Genomic DNA, 20,450 nt, shown 5'->3' on the forward strand with positions numbered 1-20,450 from the left:
ATGATAATGACAAACAATACAGTTGAGCAATATAGCACCAAACCACAACAAGGTCGGATTGGTAAACAGTATGTCGATGGGGTTAATCATTTCTTTCCGTCAGCCATTATTGATGAAGAGTGGCAGACCGAAAATCAAGTGACGATTACGGTAAAAATGACGGCACTGGTCGAGGTGATGAAATGGCTTTATTACGAGCAGGGCGGCTGGCTAGCGGTGACGTTCGGCAACGATGAGCGCAGCCTTAATGGACACTTCGCGGTTTATCATTCGCTTTCTATGGAAGGTGAGGTGAAAAGTTGGGTCACAGTCAAAATATTGGTTGATGCAGACAGTCAGGAATTTATTTCAGTGACACCGACGATCCCTGCTGCCGTGTGGGGCGAGCGTGAAGTGCGTGATATGTACGGTTTACGTCCGGTTGGGCTGCCAGATGAGCGTCGTTTGGTATTGCCTGATGATTGGCCTGAGGATCTTCATCCACTTCGTAAGGATGCAATGGATTATCGTCAGCGTCCGCAACCAACGTCAGAAACTGAGACTTATCAGTTTGACAACCAGCTAGGTAATGACAGTAACCGTATTGTACCGGTAGGCCCACTGCATATTACGTCTGATGAACCGGGACATTTTCGTTTATTTGTTGATGGCGAAGATATTGTCGATGCCGATTACCGAATGTTTTATGTGCACCGCGGAATGGAAAAACTGGCAGAGACTCGGATGGGTTACCAAGAAGTGGCCCAACTCACCGATCGGGTCTGTGGTATTTGTGGCTTCACACACAGTGTTGGTTACAGTAATACGATTGAGAATGCCTTGTCGGTGGATGTCCCGTTTCGCGCCAAGATGATCCGAACGGTATTGCTTGAAGTGGAACGCCTACATAGCCACTTGCTCAACATTGGTCTGTCGAGCCACTTTGTCGGTTTTGACTCGGGCTTTATGCAGTTTTTCCGTATCCGTGAAAAAACCATGGAGCTGGCCGAATTGCTGACTGGTGCCCGCAAGACTTACGGAATGAACCTCATTGGTGGTGTTCGTCGTGATTTCTTAAAAGAACAGCGCCTAAAAGGCATCGCGTTGGTACGTGAAGTACGTAAAACCTTCTCTGAATTAGTCGATGTATTACTTGCCACCCCCAATATTGAAAGCCGTATTGCCGGGGTTGGTATTCTTGCCAAAGATATTGCCCGTGATTTCAGTCCTGTCGGTCCGCTTATTCGCGCCAGTGGTTTTAAGCGTGATGCGCGCATTGTTCACAGTCAGTCGCTGGAATCTTACGGTGATGTTCCTTTTGAACTGCAGAGCATGGAAAACGGTGATGTTCAGTCTCGTGTGATGGTGCGGATCGGTGAAGTGTTTGATTCATTAAATATTGTTGAATATGGCCTTGATCACCTGCCCGCGGGAGCGATATTGACCGAAGGATTTGATTACGTACCGAACAAGTTTGCGCTCGGTTTTACCGAAGCACCACGTGGCGAGAACGTCCACTGGAGTATGACGGGGGATAACCAAAAGCTCTTCCGCTGGCGTTGCCGTGCTGCAACCTATGCCAACTGGCCGACGTTACGCTATATGCTACGTGGCAATACTGTGGCCGATGCACCGTTGATCATCGGTAGTCTTGATCCGTGCTACTCGTGTACCGACCGCGTCACCATTGTTGATACCAAGAAAAAGCGTAGCAAAACCATTCCGTATAAAGCGATTGAGCAATACAGCATTAACCGCAAGCACTCACCATTCAAGCTTTAGCAGGAGGCCATGTGTTTAAGCTATTAAAAACGGTAATTAAAACCGGTGAGGCAACAACGAAGTATCCGTTTGCCCCGCTTGAAATCAGTGACGATTTTCGCGGCAAGCCAGAGTTGGATGCCAATCAATGCTTGTCTTGTGGGGCCTGTACCCGTGCCTGTCCTGCCAATGCCTTGATCATGGAAACCGATGTGAAAGCAGGCACCCGCCGGTGGGAACTGTCAATGGCGCGGTGTATTTACTGTGGTCGTTGTGAAGAGGTTTGTCCAACGAAGGCGATTACCTTGTCGCAGAATTTTGAGCTGGCGGTAACGCGCAAAGAAGATCTGTACGAAGAGGCCGTGTTTAGCCTTGCCGACTGCGGTCAGTGCGGGCGCCCGTTTGTCGCCCAAAAACTACTTGAGTATGTGCTAGATACTTTGGCACAAAGTGGGGTAACGGGCGAGCAGTTAAAGTTGCGTCGTCAGCAGTTAGAAACGTGCCCGGAATGCCGTCGCCGCAACAATATGCTCGACAGCGAAAATATCAGCCACCTACGGTATCTTGAGGAGGAATTGTGAAAGGTATAAAACAGCTCGTCGGGACAGCTCATACCCAAACTGTGCCTGTTGCTCTAGCACCAAACAGCCAGCAACTGAAAGATGCTCTTATCAAGCAAATCCGCCGTTCGGCCTACGTCTACCGTGTCGATTGTGGTGGCTGTAATGGTTGTGAGATTGAAATTTTTGCGGCAACAACACCAGTTTTTGATACTGAGCGCTTCGGTATCAAGGTTGTCGCTTCCCCGCGCCATGCCGATATCCTCCTGTTCACGGGAGCCGTTACCCGCGCGATGCGTGCGCCAGCTCTTCGTGCCTATGAGGCAGCACCGGATCCGAAAATTGTGGTGTCTTACGGGGCATGCGGCTGTGACGGCGGTATCTTCCACGATTTGTATTGTGTGTGGGGCGGGACTGACAAAATTGTCCCGGTTGATGTCTATATTCCGGGCTGCCCACCAACCCCCGCGGCAACCATTTACGGTTTTGCTGTGGCACTTGGCCTGCTGGATCAAAAACTTCACAGCAAAACCCACCAGCCAGAAGTACAGAAAGCGAGCCTGAAACATACCGACATTCCGCTGGATATTAAGGTGATGATTGAGCGCCAAGCCCGTCTTTTGGCGGGCTACGTGCAAGGTCAGCGTATTGCTGATGACGTCATGGATGTGCTGGCAACCTGCAGTGCAGACAATGTCGATAGCAAGATAGCGGCTTATTTAACTGAAAAAGACGATCCGCGTTTAACTGAGATCGTCAATATCCTACTGAGTCAAACCATGGAGGCATTGACTGGGCAGGCTGGTTGCTCGAAAAGCACAGAGGCTAAAGCATGCGAGGTAATGGCATGAGTGAGGTAATGGCTGAGCTGGCACAGTCACGGCATATTAAGGGGCATGTTTACTTCTATAGCCTGAGCCGTAAGTTTGTCGATGAAAACTATGATGTGCCGGAAGAAGCCAAACAGATCATGTATTACAGCTTGGCTATTGGCCACCACCTTGGGGTGGTGGACTGTTTAAATGCTGTGCTGGAATGCAGTGGCGAAGAATATCTGTCATGGATAAAGGGGTTGCCTGAAGACAGCGAAGCGTTCCGAAAAATGCAGGGGTTCTTAGGGTTTGGTGAAATTACTATTTATCCGGAGCACCTTAATATGCTGGCCTGTGCTTTTGATGCTATTTCATCAGACGAACAGACAGCAACGTCAATACGTCTGACGAAGGGGTTTATCCGTGCTCTGACGGCGATTTATCATGAGCCGAGTATGTATATGATGATTCGGGGTGGACAGTGAATAAAGCAATAATAAGTAAAGAAGCGATGAGCAAGCAGATCGTATTGACCGTGGGTAACAGCATGATGGGGGATGATGGTGCAGGACCGCTGTTGGCCGAGAAACTAAAAGAGAAGCCAGTATCTGGTTGGACGGTGATGGAAGGTGGGGCAATGCCCGAAGATTGTTTGCACCTGATACGCGCGGCAATGCCAGAGCGAGTGGTGGTGGTTGATGCTGCGGATATCGGCGAAACAGCAGGGACGGTACGGATTATCGATCCGGATACCATTGCCGATATGTTTATGGTATCGACCCACAGCCTGCCGTTGAGTTTTTTGATCGACGAACTAAAAACCTTTGTTCCCGAGGTGGTGTTTGTTGGTATTCAGCCTGCCATTGTTGCCTTTTCGTTTCCACTGACAGAGATGGTTGAAGAGGCGGTGACGGCTATTTATACCAAGTTGTCGGACTGGCAGGGAGCCGATAGTTTCGAACATTGCTGACGAAGTGTGTCGATAGCCTTCGACACTTTTGACGAAAGCTGTCGACATTGTGTGTCGACAATGATGTAAAGCCCGGCATAGGCTGGGCTTTTTTTATTTATCTCTTTGTTTTCAGTTTCTTATGGTTTTTATTTGAGTTTTTGAATTATTGGCACACTCCCTGCTACGGTAAGGGGGAGGTCACAGTTTTTGGCTTCAATGTATCGATTTCAATAAGGGATACACCATGAACCGATTTGTATTTGCAGATCCAAATTTGTGTATTGGTTGTCGAACCTGTGAAGTGGCGTGTGTGATTTCTCATCAAGCAGATAACTCGCTTGCCGCTTTGGATCCATCTGAATTTTCACCGCGATTGACGTTAGTGAAGAATGCACAAGTGACGACACCGATAATGTGTCGCCAGTGTGATGATGCTCCGTGTGCTCAGGTTTGCCCCAATAATGCGATTGTCCTTGAGGATGGTTACGTAAAAGTGGTGCAGTCTCGCTGTATCGGTTGTAAAACCTGCGTCATTGCTTGCCCGTACGGGGCGATGAATGTCGTGACGAAAATGGTTGAAGATACCAAAGGGTCTGCGTTATTTAAGCGTCAGGTGCCTGAATCTCAGGCATTGAAATGCGATTTGTGTAGCCACCGTGAAGAAGGGCCAGCCTGCGTGCAAGTTTGTCCGACGGGGGCAATACAGATAATTGAGCCCAGCACCCTGAATAAAACCAGCAAACAGAAACGTGAAGCAGCTGCTTTAAGTGCTGTTGTGGTTCCTTCTCTTTGATAAATAGATGATTTAATAGGCTGATATGAAAAAATCAATTGTTGTTTGTCCCTACTGTGGAACAGGGTGCAAACTGAAGTTGGTGGTCGAAAATGACAAAGTGGTTGGTGCCGAGCCTGCTGATGGCCGTACCAACGAAGGTCAACTTTGCTTGAAAGGCTACTATGGTTGGGATTTTCTTAATGATACCAACTTACTAACACCGCGACTCAAGCAACCCATGATTCGCCGTACTCGAGGAGCTGATCTTGAAGCGGTATCGTGGGATGAAGCTCTGGATTTTGCCAGTGAGAAGCTCCTCGCTATCAAGGATAAATTTGGCCCCGATGCGATCATGACAACAGGCTCAGCCCGTGGTCCGGGTAATGAAGCTAACTATGTTATGCAAAAATTGGCAAGGGCGGTCATCGGAACCAACAATGTCGATCACTGCGCTAGGGTATGACATGCACCATCAGTCTCCGGTCTGGAGACAACAGTAGGTAATGGTGCAATGAGCAACGCCATTCCCGAAATTCAAGATACAAAATGTTTGCTTATTTTCGGTTATAACGCGGCTGATTCTCATCCGGTTGTAGCAAGACACATTCTTAAAGCTCGTGCCAAAGGTGCGAAAATTATTGTGTGCGACCCGCGTAAAACTGAATCAGCCCGCGTGGCAGATCAATGGTTGCAGCAGAAAAATGGTTCGAATATGGCACTGGTTAATGCCTTAGCCAATGTCATGATTACAGAGAACCTATACGATAAATCCTATGTTCAAAAGCATACTGAAGGCTTTGATGACTTCCGTAAGCTGGTTGCGAACTATACACCAGAATCGGTTGAAACGATCACAGGCTTGAGTGCTGCAGAAGTTCGTCAGGCTGCACGTACCTACGCCGCCGCACCAGAAGCCATGATTCTATGGGGTATGGGTGTGACGCAATACGGTCAGGCTGTTGATGTGGTTCGTGGTTTGGCTTCGTTGGCCTTGATGACTGGTAACTTCGGTCGTCGTGGTGTGGGCTGTGGCCCAGTCCGAGGTCAAAATAATGTGCAGGGTACTTGTGACATGGGCATGCTGCCACATCAGTTTCCAGGTTACCAAGACGTTACGGATGATAGCCTTCGAGAGAAGTTTGAAAATGCTTGGGGCGTCAGCCTATCTGGCAAGCCGGGCTACCGCTTGACTGAGCTTGGCCACAAAGTTGATGAAGGGATTTGTAAGGCATTTTATGTCTTTGGTGAAGATCCTGCTCAAACTGAAGCTGATTTGTCTGCATTGCGAAAAACGATGAACAAGATGGAACTGGTCATTGTTCAGGACATCTTTATGACGCAGACCGCTGAAATGGCAGACGTCATCTTCCCTGCAACCAGCTGGGGCGAACACGAAGGGGTTTATAGCAGTGCTGACCGTGGCTTTCAGCGTTTCTACAAAGCTGTGACGCCGCCGCCGAACGTTAAACCTGATTGGGAAATCTTCAGTTTATTGGCCACCCGAATGGGCTACCCGATGTCCTATAGCAACACTGAGGAGATCTGGGATGAGATGCGCGTTCTATGTCCGCTGTATGCCGGAGCTACTTACGAAAAAATGGCAGGGCTGAAGTCGGTGCAATGGCCTTGTCCGACAGAAGATCACCCTGGTACGTCATTCTTGTTTGAAGGGAATAAGTTCACCATGCCATCGGGCAAGGGCAGGCTAATTGCTGCTGAATGGCGTTCACCGCATGAGCAACCTGATCATAAATATCCATTGGTATTATCTACTGTTCGTGAAGTGGGTCACTACTCGTGTCGTTCAATGACGGGTAACTGTGCTGCATTGCAGACATTGGCCGATGAACCGGGCTACGTGCAAATGCACCCAGATGATGCACGGGCTTTGGGTATCGACGATCAGCAATTAGTTTGGGTGTCATCCCGTCGCGGTAAGGTCATTTCCCGCGCTAATTGTAATGAACGTATTAACCTTGGCGTGGTGTATATGACCTACCAGTGGTGGATAGGGGCATGTAATGAGCTCACTATTGAGCATGTTGACCCTATCTCTGGCACGCCTGAGTTTAAATATTGCGCGGTGAAGGTCGAGCATATTGACGATCAGGCATGGGCTGAAAATTATGTACAGACTGAGTACAGTAATTTGAAAGCTCGTTTGAAAAATCATGTCGTGAATGCGTAATGATTAGTGGGTTTCCTTGGTATTGATATATCGAGGAAACCACTTTTCTAGAGTGGATCTTATAAAGATACTTAAATATCAGATAGTTGTGCTTTGTTCTTGTTGATACAGATCAATGCCTATCTTGATGGATAGCTCAGAATTGTATGATGAATAAAGCTGGTTAGTATTTAACAGCGATTTAAATGAACAAGGCGAGATGACGAGACCATGGAACATTTTGAAAATGATTTGATGAATTTATCGAAAGCCCTGCTATCGAGTAATGATATTTCAGGCTTGATGACGTTTCTAAATAATGATGATTTATCATTTATTCAGGTAGAGCGTGTCAATATTATTTTGAAAAGTGATCTTGATGCATTGCCTTGTTTATATTTTTTCGATCAAGAAAATGAGCTTCAGTGTTATCAATATAACCAGAACAGCCCTTTATTACATAGTATTGTTAATGATGATTGCACCCATCGAATACAAGGAGAAGCACTATATTTTAGTTACCCCCAATTAATTGATCACCCTGCTTATAGTAATATTAATAATTACTGCAAAGTACCGTTGGTTTCTGTCTGCAAACAGTTAGGTTCGATAGAGTTTATTAATGTTGAGCTTAAAAATGATGACTATTCAGAGAAGCAGCTGAAATTGTTCACTAATATGATTACCGCGATGGTTGAACATATTATTGAACACGAATTGGCTTCTAATATTGCTCGGCAGATAAGTGATGAACGTAATAGTTTCCAAATGTTGGTTGATGTTACTAATGCTGTAATAAGCCGTAGTACAAAAAAAGAATTAATTACATCCTTGTTGAAGTTTTTATATCAGCACTTTTCCATGAGTGACTTATCGATTATTCAGACCCATGATGGTCATTACGGGCAGAACTCTTGTAGTTATAGTCATGGAAAAATTGATTATTGCTGTCACTTTTTTTCCAATGATGATGTGATTAAAGATGCGGTGGAAAAGAATAAACCCGTTGTCTTGAGTGCTAAGACAATACAGCAGCTGAGCCTTGATAATAATGTGCCTTTTTTTCCTCTAGCGGTAAAGAGTGCATGCGTTGTACCGATGGTTTTTCGTAACAGCACAATAGGTTATATCTGCTATATGCAGCGTGAAGATAAACCTTACCTACCTCAGGACGTCGAGTTGTTCTTGCAGATAGCGGCTCGGGTTGCTTTGGCGATGCATAGTTTGAAGGTTCATGAGGCGATTTCAAAAAAAATTCCGGCAACAACCTATATCAACATTGAAGAAAGCTACATGGATCATGCGATTTTCGATGACATCATCAGCCAGAGTGAGGTGATGAACAAGGTGTTAGATCAAGTCGCAATGGTTGCTGACTGTGATAGTACGGTATTGATTTTAGGAGAGTCAGGAACAGGTAAGGAGCTTATTGCACAGGCTATTCATAAATTAAGCCGACGTAGCAATACCCGAATGGTCAAAATGAACTGTGCAGCAGTACCTGCTGGTTTATTTGAAAGTGAACTGTTTGGTCATGAACGTGGAGCCTTTACCGGAGCGATAAACCAGCGGGTTGGGCGATTCGAGCAAGCTCATAAAGGGACGCTGTTTCTTGATGAAATTGGTGATATGCCGCTTGAGTTGCAACCTAAGCTATTACGGGCACTACAAGAAAGTGAGATTGAGCGCGTTGGCAAGAACCAGCTGATCTCGGTTGATGTACGAATAGTGGTTGCGACCAATGCTAATCTTTTGTCGATGGTCGAATCCAAAGATTTCAGAGGTGATCTGTATTACCGATTGAATGTTTTTCCGATAAAGATCCCGCCTTTACGTGATCGTCCTGAAGATATTCCGTTGTTGGTTAAACACTTCACGCGGGTTATCTCAAAAAAAATGGGTAAAGATATTACCGCGATTGCTGCTGAAACACTGGATACGTTGTCTAATTTTCCATGGCCGGGAAATGTACGTGAACTTCGTAACTTTATTGAGCGTTCGGTGATTCTAACGCGAGGTCATGTATTAAATGTACCTACAGATGAATTAATTACAGCCAGTTCGGTAAGTAGTCAAAAAAATATAATTCAGTCTAAATCTGTATTGGCAGTGACCGATAACATCTTTGACCGTGATGCGGTTATTTCGGCGTTACGTGAGAGTAACGGAGTAATTGCTGGACCTAGAGGGGCAGCAGTTAAATTAAATGTAAAACGAACGACTTTATTATCGAGAATGCAAAAGATGGGAATTAAAAGTCATGACTATTTGGATAAAATAAACCAAAACTGTTCTGAATGATTATTGCTTCTGGTTAGTACTGTTATTTATTTTAAAAACCAATCTTGGTTGTAAATAATATTAATTGAGTTTAAGTATGAGCGAATTACTTTCATTTTCGGCGTTCAGTAACGCCAGTGAATTGCCTATTGTCCGTTTTCGAAAAGGAAAACAGAGTTGGCATGACATGGATTATATAATTGAAGAAATGCCAGTAGCGATAACATTTAATGGTGTTGCATACACTGTAATGATGTGTACCCCCAATGATTTGGAGGACTTCGCCATTGGCTTTTCGTTGTCAGAAGGCATTATTCAACATCATCGTGATATCCATAATATTAATATTACCTCGGGCGAGAGCGGTATTACCGTAGATGTCAGTGTTGCTAACCGTTGCTTGTTTAATTTGAAACAAAAACGCCGTTCGTTGGCTGGAATGACTGGTTGCGGTATTTGTGGTGAAGAAAAATTGGAATCAGTGTGTCGCTCTCTGACACCGCTGACCACCAATACCCAGTTTGATATTTGTCACCTTGACGGAGCATTGAATCAACTGTTGCTGAAACAGAAGCTGAACCAGCTGACGGGATCGGCACATGCGGCGGTCTATCTCGATAATAACGGACAGATTCTGGCGATTTTTGAAGATGTAGGCCGTCATATCGCGCTAGATAAATTAGTGGGGTATATCCACCGTCATCATCTCGAGGGTGGTGCTGTATTGGTAACCAGCCGAGCCAGTTTCGAAATGGTGCAAAAAGTGGGTGTGGCAGGAGTTGAAATCCTCTTTGCTATCTCGTCTGCAACCAAGATGGCTGTCGAGTTGGCTGAAAAACTCAACGTGACTTTACTGGGCTATTGCCGCCCTGGCCGCGCTGATGTCTATGCCCATCCCGAACGTATTTTCGGCAAGATTTAACGTTATTTTCTCAATTGATTAAGGAAGACATTCGACATGAAAAAGACATATTTATTATCTGGTTTGCTTACGTTGTTCTCACCATTGGCACTGGCTCATCCCGGCCATATTGGTACACATGGTTTTGAAAGTGGTTTTATTCATCCGCTAACTGGTATAGATCACCTGAGCGTCATGCTAGGTGTGGGTATGCTGGCTGCACTTTTGGGTGGTAAGGGGCGATACCGTCTGCCGTTAGCTTTTGTTGCCATCATGATTGTTGGCGGTGTTATGGGGATCTCTGGACTTGTGATGCCGGGTGTTGAAATTGGTATTGCATTGTCTGTGGTAGCTATGGGGATATTGCTATGCTCCGGTGCCCGCGTATCAGAAAAAGCCACGTTGGCCTTGGTAATGGGTTTTGCCTTATTTCATGGAATGGCTCATGGGATGGAAATGCCGCTCGATAGTCAGGCGCTGTATTACTTCTCAGGTTTTGTACTGGCGACAACAATGCTGCACATGTTTGGGATCTTTTTAGTACAGGTTGCTGTCAGTTGCATGAAGAACCGAGTGATTCTAAATGCGGTTGGATTTGGTATCGGAATGAGTATGACGGCATTTGGTGGCGCATTACTTTTTTCTTAACTGGGATCTCATGTGAATCTATCAACGGTTGGTCAGTAAGCGAGTGGCAAGTATGAGGCTGCGTAGGTTTATCCATATTACAGGCATTGTACAGGGAGTCGGATTTAGACCGTTTGTCTATCAATTGGCAATCCGCCATCAGTTGGCTGGATCTGTGATTAATGATTCCGAAGGCGTCAAAATAGATGTGCAAGGGAAACTTGAACAGCTAGATGTATTCATTTCTGATTTAACGTTGCAAGCTCCGCCACTCAGTCGAATTGATCAGGTGGCTGTCTGGCCACGCCCGTTGCACCAAGTGACCTCGTTTTGCATCAAGCAAAGTAAAGGGCGGGCATTGACCAGTGTGTGTCTTTCGCCAGATCAGGGAGTATGTAAGGAGTGTCGTGCAGATATTGCCGATTCAGCCTCGCGTTATTACCGTTATCCGTTTACCAACTGCACCCATTGCGGGCCCCGATACACCATTGTTGAAGCACTTCCCTATGATCGGGCGGTTACCGGAATGCGATCATTTTCGCTGTGTCAGCCTTGCCAGCAAGCTTATCAAAACCCGCTGGATAGACGCTACCATGCTCAGCCAATCAGTTGTGAGCACTGCGGCCCATCGGTTCGCTATGTGTCGGGTTCCGGCGAGGTACTGGCACACCAAGCGTTAGCTATTGATAGGACAGCGAAAACCCTGCAACGAGGTGGAATTGTTGCCATTAAAGGTCTTGGTGGTTTTCATCTGGCTTGTGATGCCAGTAATCGTGATGCCGTTGTGCGCTTGCGCCAAATCAAACGTCGCCAGCGCAAGCCGTTTGCGGTCATGGTGGCTGATGGTGATGTTGCCAGGCAACTGGTACAGGGAGAAGCAAAAGAATGGGATATGTTGCATTCTCAAGCTAGCCCGATTGTTTTAATGAAGAAAAAGGCCGTACCTCAATCCTACTTGGCTGCCAATGTTGCACCCAGCGTACCGTATTTGGGGGTAATACTCCCTTATACACCGTTGCATGTTTTGCTATTAGAACATCTTGATCAAGCCATCGTGCTTACCAGTGCTAACGGTTCAAGCATGCCGATAGCGACGGAATATGACGAGGTCTACGATCAGTTTGACGGTTTGATTGACGGCGTATTGGATCACAACCGTCCGATCGTTCAGGCCTGTGATGACAGCGTGGTTCATTTTGCTGGTGGAAAACGCCGAGTACTGCGAATGGCTAGGGGATATGCGCCCTATAGTCAGGCTGGTAACGGTTCAGAATGGCCCATATTAGCAATGGGAGCCCAGCAGAAAGCCGCAATTGGTCTGTCTTTGGCTCAGCAATGGATCCTCTCGCCCTTTATTGGCGATATCGATGATCTTGATACCCAGCATCGCTATTTGGATGTGATCCGTCACTTTGAGTCTTTGTATCAGGTTGAGCCAGCGCAAATCATTTGCGACAGGCATCCGGGATATGTTTCAACGCAGTATGCTATTGAGCGTCAGCAGCTGGCCTCGCAAGCCATAACTCTGCATCAGGTTCAGCATCATCATGCTCATGTCTTGGCCGTTATGGCTGAGCATAAAATTAATCAGACTGTGTTGGGTTTTGCCTTTGACGGAACGGGTTGGGGCGATGACGGGACTGTGTGGGGCGGTGAGGTATTGTTGAGTTCTTCTCAGCATTTTGAGCGGGTTTTTCATTTGCGTCCATTTCGTTTGTTGGGTGGTGATCGTGCCATTAAATCTCCCGCCCGTATTGTGTTCGCGATGCTGCTTGAATGTTACTCCCTGAATGACATTAAGCGTATGGATCTCGCGGTATTTAAGAGGTGGTCCGAGAGCAAGATGGATAACCTATTTTTGCTCTGGCAGTCAGGTAATAGCTCGCCTTATACCTCTTCTATGGGGCGATTAATTGATGCTTGGGCAAGCCTGTTGGGGTTGGTTGATTCTGTTGATTATGAAGGTGAATGCGGCTTATTACTTGAACAGGCTGCTTTGGCAGCGACGGGCTCCGTCGCGATGGCGTTTCAGCTTACCAAAACCAATATGATCGATTGGCAACCTCTGCTCGATAACGCCTTGTCACTGATTGCGGCATCCCCGTCTGACTTATCGTCAGGTACGCAGCCAGATACATGGTCGCTGCTGGTGACCTTTCTCAGTCGAGGTCTATTTGAGGCTATCGCGCATAACATTAAAACCGTGGCAGCCACTTTCCCTACCTATCCCGTCGTACTTTCTGGTGGGGTATTTCAAAATCGAGTTTTGCTCGATCTGGTTTATCAACAACTGTCTACATTAACGAATTCTATTTATTGCGGTGAAACCGTCCCGGTAAATGACGGGGGGATTGCCGCAGGGCAACTTTGGTATGCCACCCATGAGCCTGAAAGGGCGTGAGCGGTTATTCCGCACTGCACATATAACGAGGCAACAATGTGTTTATGTATTCCTTCTAATGTTTTGGAAGTTTATCCGGATGAATCTTCGGCGCTGGTCGACACCTTGGGTGTTCAGCGACAAGTTAGCACCCATCTGATTTCGTCCCCTTTAGCTATCGGTGATCATGTATTGATCCATGTTGGTTTTGCCATCAGCAAAATCGACCAACAGGAGGCACAAGAAAGCCTCGCAACCTATCGCCAGCTTTTGGCTGAAATGGATGAAGATGACATAAAGGTGCTGTTGCAATGATGCCATTGAAAGAGCTGTATCAGGGGTTTCGCCAGCCGGATGTTGTTAAGGCTCTCGCTGAAAAAATTGCTCGAAGGGCCACTGAACTTCAACAGCCACTTTATATCATGGAGGTGTGTGGCGGGCATACCCACACTATTATGAAGTATGGTTTAAAGCAGCTGTTGCCAGATAATCTCCAGTTTGTGCATGGTCCCGGATGCCCGGTGTGCATTATGCCTAAAGAGCGGATAGATCAGGCGATTGCATTGGCTCGGTTGTCAAATGTTGTGCTGGTTACTCTTGGCGATATGATTCGAGTGCCTGGTTCGAAAAGTACTCTGGCCCAGTGCCGTGCCGAGGGCGGTAATATTGAAGCCATTTATGACCCGATGGATGTGCTGAAAATCGCCCGTAACAATCCTGATAAGCAGGTGGTCTATTTTGCGATTGGGTTTGAAACAACGGCCCCGATGACAGCAGTGCTGGTGGAATGTGCTGAACAGCAGCAGTTAGAGAACCTATTTTTCCACATTAACCATGTATTGGTGATGCCGGCGATGGAAGCTGTGTTGGCTGGCGGCGAGTCTCCGATCAATGCCTTTATTGGCCCGTCCCACGTTAGCGTAATAAGCGGCGCTAAAATTTATCAGCCCATAATTGATAATTACCATGTGCCGTTGGTTGTGGGTGGTTTTGAACCCGTTGATGTCTTGGAATCGGTTCTGATGCTGGTAGAGCAGGCGGTATCTCACCAAGTGGTCTTGCAGGTGCAATACAGTCGTGCAGCGACCTATGCGGGTAATGAAACGGCCCAGCGTCAGGTTGATCGTGTTTTCGATGTTCGCGATCAATTCAACTGGCGAGGGCTGGGTAATATTCCTCGATCGGCTTTACAGCTTAAACCGTCCTTCCAGCATCGCGATGCTGAAGTGAAGTTCGCTGGACATTTCACCCATATTGACACACCAGATCATAAGCAATGTCGCTGTGGCGATATTCTCAAAGGTCTAGCCACACCACAAGAATGCAAAGCGTTTGGTAAAGCCTGTAAACCCAACCGCCCGATGGGCAGCTGTATGGTGAGTTCTGAAGGTGCTTGCAATGCTTATTACCGCTATGCCGACCGATGCTAAAGGACAGAAAAATGAAACGAGTACAGCTTAGTCATGGTGGCGGTGGTCAAGAGATGAACCAACTGATCACCAGCCTGTTTTTTCGTCATTTGGGCAATGACATTCTTCTACGCAATGAGGATGCTGCGGTACTGAATTGTCAGGGTGAGATAGCTATGACGACAGACTGCTTTACCGTATCGCCGTTATTTTTTGCTGGGGGCAATATCGGCAAACTGGCTGTTGCCGGTACCGTTAATGACCTAGCGATGATGGGAGCTGAACCACAATATCTCAGTTGTGGCTTTATTATTGAAGAAGGTTTGTTGCTTGATGAGCTGGAAGCCATTGTCATAAGTATGGCTGAGGAGTTGAAAGTCTCTGGTGCCAAGATTGTGTGCGGTGATACCAAGGTTGTACCGAAAGGATGTGCAGACGGACTGTTTATTAATACCACCGGCATCGGGCATATTCGCCAGTCGGGGATCTCGGCACACAATGTTCAACCGGGTGATGCGATTCTGGTTTCTCGAGATATTGGCTGTCATGGTGCTTGTGTGCTGTCGGCGCGTGAATCCTTGAAACTGGTGAATCCGATTGAAAGTGACTGCGCTACATTATGGCCAGTTATCAATACTTGTTTTGAACAGAAAATCCCGATCCATAGCTTGCGAGATGCCACTCGAGGTGGCATTTCAGCGGTGCTCAATGAGTGGTGTGAGACCTCACATGTTCAACTGGTACTCGAGGATAAGGCTATTGCGGTGAGCGATGACGTGATGGGTGTGTGCGAGTTATTTGGCTTTGAACCTTACGATTTAGCCAACGAGGGAACCTTTATCATGGCTGTGTCAGCTGATGCTGCCGAAGATGCATTAGCTATTTTGACACAATTTTCAGAGCATGCCGCGATTGTCGGTTATGCCACTCAAGACTCACCTCATAAAACCATTCTAAATAGCCCATGGGGAAGCCGTCGTTATTTGGATTTCCCCAATGGTGAGCTGTTACCACGAATCTGCTAATTAGCGTGATGCAAGAGAAATCGGTGGAATAAGAGAGTATGTAATGCATGAATTATCTATCAGCTTGAATACCGTTGATACGGTCGTCGAGCATGCGACACGGCAAGGGTTCAAACGGGTAACAGCTGTCACTCTCGGAATAGGCACTTTGTCCTGTATTGAACCACAAGCGCTGCAAACGGGATTTGAGTTTGCCTGTCGCGGAACGATGGCTGATGGGTCAACGTTAGTGATCGATATGATTTCGGCCCGAGCATGGTGCCAGAGTTGTAAGCAGTCAGTCATATTAGCAGCTCGTGGAATATGTTGCCCGAACTGCCAAGGTTACCAACTGGTCATCGAGACCGGCGAAGAATTAATGATTAAACATATAGAGGTCGAATAAAATGTGTAATGTCTGCGGCTGCGGAGATAGCCAGATTGAAGGTCATCAACATGATCATGCCCACCACCACGAACATACACATCCTGCGCATAATCAGGGTGAACACCATATTGCTAAGGAAGTCACCTCGCAATCAGTAGTGATCCATCACCATTATCATCACCAAGGGGATGTTTATCATCATGTTCATTACGGTGTACAACCGGACGAACATCAACAGCATTCTGCGGTAGACCATCAACCGCAGATGTCACAACAGGGTGACTTACACTACGGCAAGGGAGAGGCAGAGGTGCATGTTTCCGGCGTGTCGCAGCGACAGCTACTGACATTAGAGCAGGATATTCTTGGTAAGAACAATCATCTGGCTGCGCATAATCGCGAGCATTTCAATGCAAATCAGCAGTTGGTACTGAATCTAGTTTCTAGCCCCGGCTCAGGTAAAACAACGCTGTTGACGGAAACACTTAACCAGCTGAAACATCAACATGCCTGTGCGGTTATTGAAGGCGATCAGCAGACCAGCAACGATGCTGATCGGATACGTGCGACCGAGGTGCCTGCGATTCAGGTTAATACAGGTAAAGGCTGTCATTTGGATGCCAAGATGATCCATGATGCCTATCATCAGTTAGCGATGAATGAGCCCGGTGTGTTGTTCATCGAGAATGTCGGCAATCTAGTGTGCCCTGCTAGTTTTGACCTTGGTGAAACCAGTAAAGTGGTTATTTTGTCGGTGACGGAAGGGGAAGATAAGCCGCTTAAATACCCCAATATGTTTGCAGCAGCAGAGCTAATGCTGATCAATAAAGTGGATTTATTACCGTATGTCGATGTGAAAATCGAAGACTGCATTGAAAATGCCCGCAAGGTGAATCCGTCAATTAAGGTGATTAAAGTCTCGGCCAAAACCGGAGAAGGGATGGAAGCTTGGCTAAGCTGGCTCAATGAGCAGCTTGCTAATCAACAGTAATTACTCTGAAATCGATGGATAGGAAACTAACGTTTCTTATCCATTAAATTTAATTTACTCAGATAGACTCTCCTCTGTAATCATTACAGCACCACGGGTAGAACGGTGTTATCTAATTATTTGCAACAAGCCCGTCTACATGTTTCGCTAGACGTTTTGCTAAACAGATTAATGTATACGTTGGCGGTAGTCCCCAAGCTTCTGGAATGACAGAGGCATCACAGACGTATAATCCTTGAATCTCAGACTGTAAGTTTGCATCGACGACTTCACCAATTTTAGCGCTGCCGCCTTGATGGGCAGCAAAATGATGAGTGCGATACAGGCTGGTAGCACCTGCTTGGTGTAAGATGTTTTCGGCAATCTCAGCACCCGTATTTAGCCTTTTTTTGTCATCACTACTTAATGTTTTATTAACCCATTTAGCCCCGATATTACCGCTTAATTCATCTTTAGCCTTCACCATAATAGATAGGGTATTGTTAGGGGATAATAAGTGCTGAAACTTACCGACTTGTGCGGTAAATAAGTGGAAAAAAGGTTTAGGTAAGCTTAAGTCAGAAAGCATCAAACCTTCTTGAGGAAGATGTAACCCCGCCGCCATTGGGATCTCTCCACCGGGGTAGGATTCTGGTACTTTTCCCATCACCGCAATAACGGGATCCATAAAGAAATGCTGTCCCGCATTGTGCACTCCGCTTGCTTGTAATATCTGGGCGGAACCTATTCCTCCCGCCGCTAAAATGATGTTGTTAGCAAAGGCAGATTCAATCTTGCCGTGGTGTTTGAATTGTACACCTATTGCTCGATGTTCTTTGGTCATAACCTTCAGTACTTTTGCATGTGTTAGCAGCGTACTACCTTGTTTTACTGCGGCATCGAGGAACATGCGTGCATTCCATTTTGCATCATAGGGGCAACCGTATGAACACAGATGACAAGCTGAACGACATTTGTTTATATCAATGAATTTATCGAGCTTTTTCCAATCGAGATCAAGCTGTTGAGCGGCTGAAGCAATTCTATGTGCCATCGGCCCGATAAGTTCATCAGGTAATCTTGATAGGGGAAGGGTACTTTCAACGTCAGCTATTTCTGCCGTTAAATCGATGCCATAACGCTGAAACATCTCGACGGGTGGTTTCATGGCGGTGGCATAATTTATTGCTGAACTACCACCTGCAGTAATCCCCCTAATGAGCAAAGATAAATCTGAGTTAACAAAAGCCCCTTTGCCAGGAATAGCCGCCATTTTCGCCATTTGGATGAAAGAGCCGTTGAGTGGTTCATTGTCTCCCCACTCAAGAATAAGAACACGCAGCCCTTTTAGTGCTAACTCGTTGGCGACGGTTGCACCACCAGGGCCAGTACCTACAACAATGGCGTCATAAGTGTTGCGTGTGTGTTTATACATGGCTCTGGTACCTAGAATGATGAGGTGACTGGGGTATAAAATCAGCGCCACTATACGGTAGGTGTACTTTTAAATATACGGATATCAGCCAGTTGAAGAACATAACAACCTAAACGGCCAGCTTTATTGTTATGAAATGATAAAAAATAACGCCATGCTAAGTACGGCTGTGAGCAATACATTTTTAGTTCGCCATGCCAGTAATATGGCGAACAAGGCCGCGATTAAATAAGGGTTTTTGTGCGATAACATCAATTCACCCTCAGGTAAAAAAACAATCGGGGCCCAAATAGCCGTTAATACCGCGGGACTGGAATAGCTCAATAGTTTTTGAGTTTGTGCCGTTAGCCTTAAAGGCAACTTTGGCTCTAAGAATACATAGCGACTGGCGAATACAAGCAATGCCATCGCGGCAATTGTTAACCAAATCATGCGTCACTCCTTTTGATCGTATCAATTGAATAACCACAGAACATGGCGATTAAGCTGGCAATCATTAATCCGCCATCAATGTCGAAATATTGCAGTACTACTGAAAGAGTCATCGCGACGAATACGGTGATTAATACCGATAATTTCTTGACTGTAGGTATAACGATGGCAATAAATGTGGCCGCGACAGCGAAATCTAACCCGATCGTATCAAGGTTGGGTATGAACTTTCCGGCAACAATGCCTGCGAAGGTGGCAATATTCCAGCAAATGTAAAACCACAGACCAGTGCCAAGGGCATACCAACGATTGAATGATTTTTTTGATTGGTGTCCACACAATGCAAACAACTCATCGGTTAACAGAAAGCCGAGACCTAACCGCCAACGCAGGGGTAAAGGGCTTATTTTGTCACGCATTGTCACGCTATATAATAAATGACGAGAAGTAATGAATAGCGTTGTGAGTAAAATCGTCCCTAATCCCGCCCCAACTTTGAGCAAACCGGTGGCGACGAGTTGGGCAGAACCGGCAAAAACAATGGCTGATAATGCTTGGCTTGCAAAAGGGTCGAGACCAATATCGATAGCAAATGAACCAGCTAATAACCCCCACGGGATCACTGCAATGCACAAAGGAGTAACGGCGATGGCACCTTGTCGGAATAATGTCCTCTTTTCTTGATCCGTTAGCTCACAATCTGTTGTGTCTGTCTGTTTATGAGACGTGTCCATATTCCCTTTTATCCTTCACTACGTATTTCTATACGCTTCACTTTATGTTTATCAAATTGAATTAACTTGTACATTATTGCGCTTATTATTTTTCAATTGAATACGCTGACAGATTCTGAATTTATATGGCGTCCTTTTTCCAGTAACTTGCCGGTAAATATGGAGAGGCTGTCAGGAGAATATGCTTTCGGCTGCCTGATATTGCTCAACTGCGGAAAAAGCCAGTTTTGCTGCTTCAGTGATCATCAAACTGAATGGGTATCAATGTAGGATACGGTAAATTGCAGTGGTTTGGGCACCCAATCTGCGTCAATAGTGACCAAGGTTCCACGATGAAGTGCATGACTGATGACGGCTTTTGACAGTGTTGCAATACTCACAGCGCTTTCGGCTAAACGGATACTTGCCGACAGAGAGCTGACCACAAATAACGGCAGAAAAGATGTTGTTCTTAACGCGAATAGGGCGGTTAATAAGCGTTGACCCGCCAACAATTGCAGGGAGATACAGTATAAACGCTAGTTTAAAGTTAATGTGTTGTCGCATTTTAAGACATACAGGAATAGTGATTAACCAGCCAAACACGGTGGCAATCGGGATCGCCACCTTTACGTCTAAAAATAGTGAAAGGATTGGAACTGAGACCATACCAAGTCCAAACCCGACCATACCTTGTACAAAACTACCAATGAATAATGTCCCTGCTGCTAGAGCAATGATAAGTGGCGTCATCTTAGCCTCCGATATTAATTATCATTTGTTGTTATGGTAATTAGTCAGGCAGAATAAATAGTTGATCAAACAAGCTAGAGTTGAGCAGATAGGTGATGGGTTGATTGATGTCTCTGTTTTAAGAAGCGCGGCTGAGTATTGTGTGATGGACT

The 20,450-nt window shown here is 46.1% G+C and carries 20 protein-coding genes; 16 read left to right on the forward strand and 4 right to left on the reverse strand.

Features of this window, described 5'->3' with window-relative positions; genetic code table 11:
- Positions 1-6 precede the first annotated feature (6 nt).
- The 16 genes from C9J47_RS01340 (at position 7) to hypB (ending at position 16,986) form a co-directional block, all read left to right on the forward strand.
- Positions 7-1,761: a hydrogenase large subunit gene (locus C9J47_RS01340; RefSeq protein WP_107251895.1), complete on the forward strand. Its 1,755-nt coding sequence runs from the start codon at positions 7-9 to the stop codon at positions 1,759-1,761.
- 11 nt (positions 1,762-1,772) lie between these two features.
- Complete coding sequence (locus C9J47_RS01345) at positions 1,773-2,321, forward strand: formate hydrogenlyase complex iron-sulfur subunit (protein WP_107251896.1); 549 nt, start codon at positions 1,773-1,775, stop codon at positions 2,319-2,321.
- Positions 2,318-3,151 (forward strand): NADH-quinone oxidoreductase subunit B family protein, encoded by an 834-nt coding sequence (locus C9J47_RS01350; protein ID WP_107251897.1) that lies wholly within the window; start codon positions 2,318-2,320, stop codon positions 3,149-3,151. The genes C9J47_RS01345 and C9J47_RS01350 overlap by 4 nt, the downstream gene beginning before the upstream one ends.
- Positions 3,148-3,597, forward strand: a complete 450-nt coding sequence (locus C9J47_RS01355; protein ID WP_107251898.1) for a formate hydrogenlyase maturation HycH family protein — start codon at positions 3,148-3,150, stop codon at positions 3,595-3,597. Before C9J47_RS01350 ends, C9J47_RS01355 begins: the two co-directional genes overlap by 4 nt.
- A gap of 26 nt (positions 3,598-3,623) precedes the next feature.
- Positions 3,624-4,082, forward strand: a complete 459-nt coding sequence (hycI, locus tag C9J47_RS01360; protein WP_107252687.1) for a hydrogenase maturation peptidase HycI — start codon at positions 3,624-3,626, stop codon at positions 4,080-4,082.
- A gap of 226 nt (positions 4,083-4,308) precedes the next feature.
- Entirely contained in the window at positions 4,309-4,857 is a 549-nt protein-coding gene (locus C9J47_RS01365; protein ID WP_107251899.1) for a 4Fe-4S dicluster domain-containing protein, read from the forward strand.
- A 25-nt stretch (positions 4,858-4,882) separates the two neighbouring features.
- The gene (fdhF, locus tag C9J47_RS01370; protein ID WP_107251900.1) at positions 4,883-7,027 is read left to right on the forward strand and encodes a formate dehydrogenase subunit alpha; all 2,145 of its coding nucleotides are present in this window, start codon (positions 4,883-4,885) and stop codon (positions 7,025-7,027) included.
- A gap of 210 nt (positions 7,028-7,237) precedes the next feature.
- Complete coding sequence (locus C9J47_RS01375) at positions 7,238-9,307, forward strand: sigma 54-interacting transcriptional regulator (RefSeq protein WP_107251901.1); 2,070 nt, start codon at positions 7,238-7,240, stop codon at positions 9,305-9,307.
- A gap of 76 nt (positions 9,308-9,383) precedes the next feature.
- Complete coding sequence (gene fdhD / locus C9J47_RS01380; protein ID WP_107251902.1) at positions 9,384-10,208, forward strand: formate dehydrogenase accessory sulfurtransferase FdhD; 825 nt, start codon at positions 9,384-9,386, stop codon at positions 10,206-10,208.
- A 36-nt stretch (positions 10,209-10,244) separates the two neighbouring features.
- Positions 10,245-10,835, forward strand: coding sequence for a HupE/UreJ family protein (locus tag C9J47_RS01385; protein ID WP_107251903.1), 591 nt, complete (start codon positions 10,245-10,247; stop codon positions 10,833-10,835).
- Between the two features lie 52 nt (positions 10,836-10,887).
- Positions 10,888-13,215: a carbamoyltransferase HypF gene (hypF, locus tag C9J47_RS01390; protein ID WP_107251904.1), complete on the forward strand. Its 2,328-nt coding sequence runs from the start codon at positions 10,888-10,890 to the stop codon at positions 13,213-13,215.
- Positions 13,216-13,251: 36 nt separating this feature from the next.
- Positions 13,252-13,509, forward strand: a complete 258-nt coding sequence (locus C9J47_RS01395) for a HypC/HybG/HupF family hydrogenase formation chaperone (RefSeq protein WP_107251905.1) — start codon at positions 13,252-13,254, stop codon at positions 13,507-13,509.
- Positions 13,506-14,624, forward strand: coding sequence for a hydrogenase formation protein HypD (gene hypD, locus C9J47_RS01400; protein ID WP_107251906.1), 1,119 nt, complete (start codon positions 13,506-13,508; stop codon positions 14,622-14,624). Before C9J47_RS01395 ends, hypD begins: the two co-directional genes overlap by 4 nt.
- 11 nt (positions 14,625-14,635) lie before the next feature.
- The gene (gene hypE, locus C9J47_RS01405) at positions 14,636-15,628 is read left to right on the forward strand and encodes a hydrogenase expression/formation protein HypE (protein ID WP_107251907.1); all 993 of its coding nucleotides are present in this window, start codon (positions 14,636-14,638) and stop codon (positions 15,626-15,628) included.
- A gap of 43 nt (positions 15,629-15,671) precedes the next feature.
- On the forward strand, positions 15,672-16,013 hold the full coding sequence (hypA, locus tag C9J47_RS01410) for a hydrogenase maturation nickel metallochaperone HypA (protein ID WP_107251908.1): 342 nt from the start codon (positions 15,672-15,674) through the stop codon (positions 16,011-16,013).
- 1 nt (position 16,014) lies between these two features.
- Positions 16,015-16,986: a hydrogenase nickel incorporation protein HypB gene (gene hypB, locus C9J47_RS01415; RefSeq protein ID WP_107251909.1), complete on the forward strand. Its 972-nt coding sequence runs from the start codon at positions 16,015-16,017 to the stop codon at positions 16,984-16,986.
- A 112-nt stretch (positions 16,987-17,098) separates the two neighbouring features.
- Here hypB and C9J47_RS01420 read toward each other — a convergent pair whose 3' ends face one another.
- The 4 genes from C9J47_RS01420 to C9J47_RS01435 all read right to left on the reverse strand — a co-directional run bounded on the left by C9J47_RS01420 (position 17,099) and on the right by C9J47_RS01435 (position 20,298).
- Complete coding sequence (locus C9J47_RS01420; protein WP_107251910.1) at positions 17,099-18,400, reverse strand: GMC family oxidoreductase N-terminal domain-containing protein; 1,302 nt, start codon at positions 18,398-18,400, stop codon at positions 17,099-17,101.
- A gap of 129 nt (positions 18,401-18,529) precedes the next feature.
- The gene (locus tag C9J47_RS01425) at positions 18,530-18,832 is read right to left on the reverse strand and encodes an AzlD domain-containing protein (RefSeq protein ID WP_107251911.1); all 303 of its coding nucleotides are present in this window, start codon (positions 18,830-18,832) and stop codon (positions 18,530-18,532) included.
- On the reverse strand, positions 18,829-19,566 hold the full coding sequence (locus C9J47_RS01430; protein WP_107251912.1) for an AzlC family ABC transporter permease: 738 nt from the start codon (positions 19,564-19,566) through the stop codon (positions 18,829-18,831). The genes C9J47_RS01425 and C9J47_RS01430 overlap by 4 nt, the downstream gene beginning before the upstream one ends.
- A gap of 309 nt (positions 19,567-19,875) precedes the next feature.
- A complete protein-coding gene (locus tag C9J47_RS01435; RefSeq protein ID WP_245903242.1) occupies positions 19,876-20,298 on the reverse strand; it encodes a sulfite exporter TauE/SafE family protein in 423 nt (140 codons plus the stop codon).
- Between the last annotated feature and the right edge of the window lie 152 nt (positions 20,299-20,450).

The organism is Photobacterium indicum (genome assembly GCF_003026215.1).
In the GTDB taxonomy this organism is placed as follows: domain Bacteria; phylum Pseudomonadota; class Gammaproteobacteria; order Enterobacterales; family Vibrionaceae; genus Photobacterium; species Photobacterium indicum.

Bases quoted from the DNA above. Each gene is read 5' to 3' on its own strand.
- C9J47_RS01340 (WP_107251895.1), top strand. From the start codon at position 7: ATGACAAACAATACAGTTGAGCAATATAGCACCAAACCACAACAAGGT.
- C9J47_RS01355 (WP_107251898.1), top strand. From the start codon at position 3,148: ATGAGTGAGGTAATGGCTGAGCTGGCACAGTCACGGCATATTAAGGGG.
- hycI (WP_107252687.1), top strand. From the start codon at position 3,624: ATGAGCAAGCAGATCGTATTGACCGTGGGTAACAGCATGATGGGGGAT.
- C9J47_RS01365 (WP_107251899.1), top strand. From the start codon at position 4,309: ATGAACCGATTTGTATTTGCAGATCCAAATTTGTGTATTGGTTGTCGA.
- C9J47_RS01375 (WP_107251901.1), top strand. From the start codon at position 7,238: ATGGAACATTTTGAAAATGATTTGATGAATTTATCGAAAGCCCTGCTA.
- fdhD (WP_107251902.1), top strand. From the start codon at position 9,384: ATGAGCGAATTACTTTCATTTTCGGCGTTCAGTAACGCCAGTGAATTG.
- C9J47_RS01385 (WP_107251903.1), top strand. From the start codon at position 10,245: ATGAAAAAGACATATTTATTATCTGGTTTGCTTACGTTGTTCTCACCA.
- hypF (WP_107251904.1), top strand. From the start codon at position 10,888: ATGAGGCTGCGTAGGTTTATCCATATTACAGGCATTGTACAGGGAGTC.
- C9J47_RS01395 (WP_107251905.1), top strand. From the start codon at position 13,252: ATGTGTTTATGTATTCCTTCTAATGTTTTGGAAGTTTATCCGGATGAA.
- hypD (WP_107251906.1), top strand. From the start codon at position 13,506: ATGATGCCATTGAAAGAGCTGTATCAGGGGTTTCGCCAGCCGGATGTT.
- hypE (WP_107251907.1), top strand. From the start codon at position 14,636: ATGAAACGAGTACAGCTTAGTCATGGTGGCGGTGGTCAAGAGATGAAC.
- hypA (WP_107251908.1), top strand. From the start codon at position 15,672: ATGCATGAATTATCTATCAGCTTGAATACCGTTGATACGGTCGTCGAG.
- hypB (WP_107251909.1), top strand. From the start codon at position 16,015: ATGTGTAATGTCTGCGGCTGCGGAGATAGCCAGATTGAAGGTCATCAA.
- C9J47_RS01420 (WP_107251910.1), bottom strand. From the start codon at position 18,400: ATGTATAAACACACACGCAACACTTATGACGCCATTGTTGTAGGTACT.
- C9J47_RS01425 (WP_107251911.1), bottom strand. From the start codon at position 18,832: ATGATTTGGTTAACAATTGCCGCGATGGCATTGCTTGTATTCGCCAGT.
- C9J47_RS01430 (WP_107251912.1), bottom strand. From the start codon at position 19,566: ATGGACACGTCTCATAAACAGACAGACACAACAGATTGTGAGCTAACG.
- C9J47_RS01435 (WP_245903242.1), bottom strand. From the start codon at position 20,298: ATGACGCCACTTATCATTGCTCTAGCAGCAGGGACATTATTCATTGGT.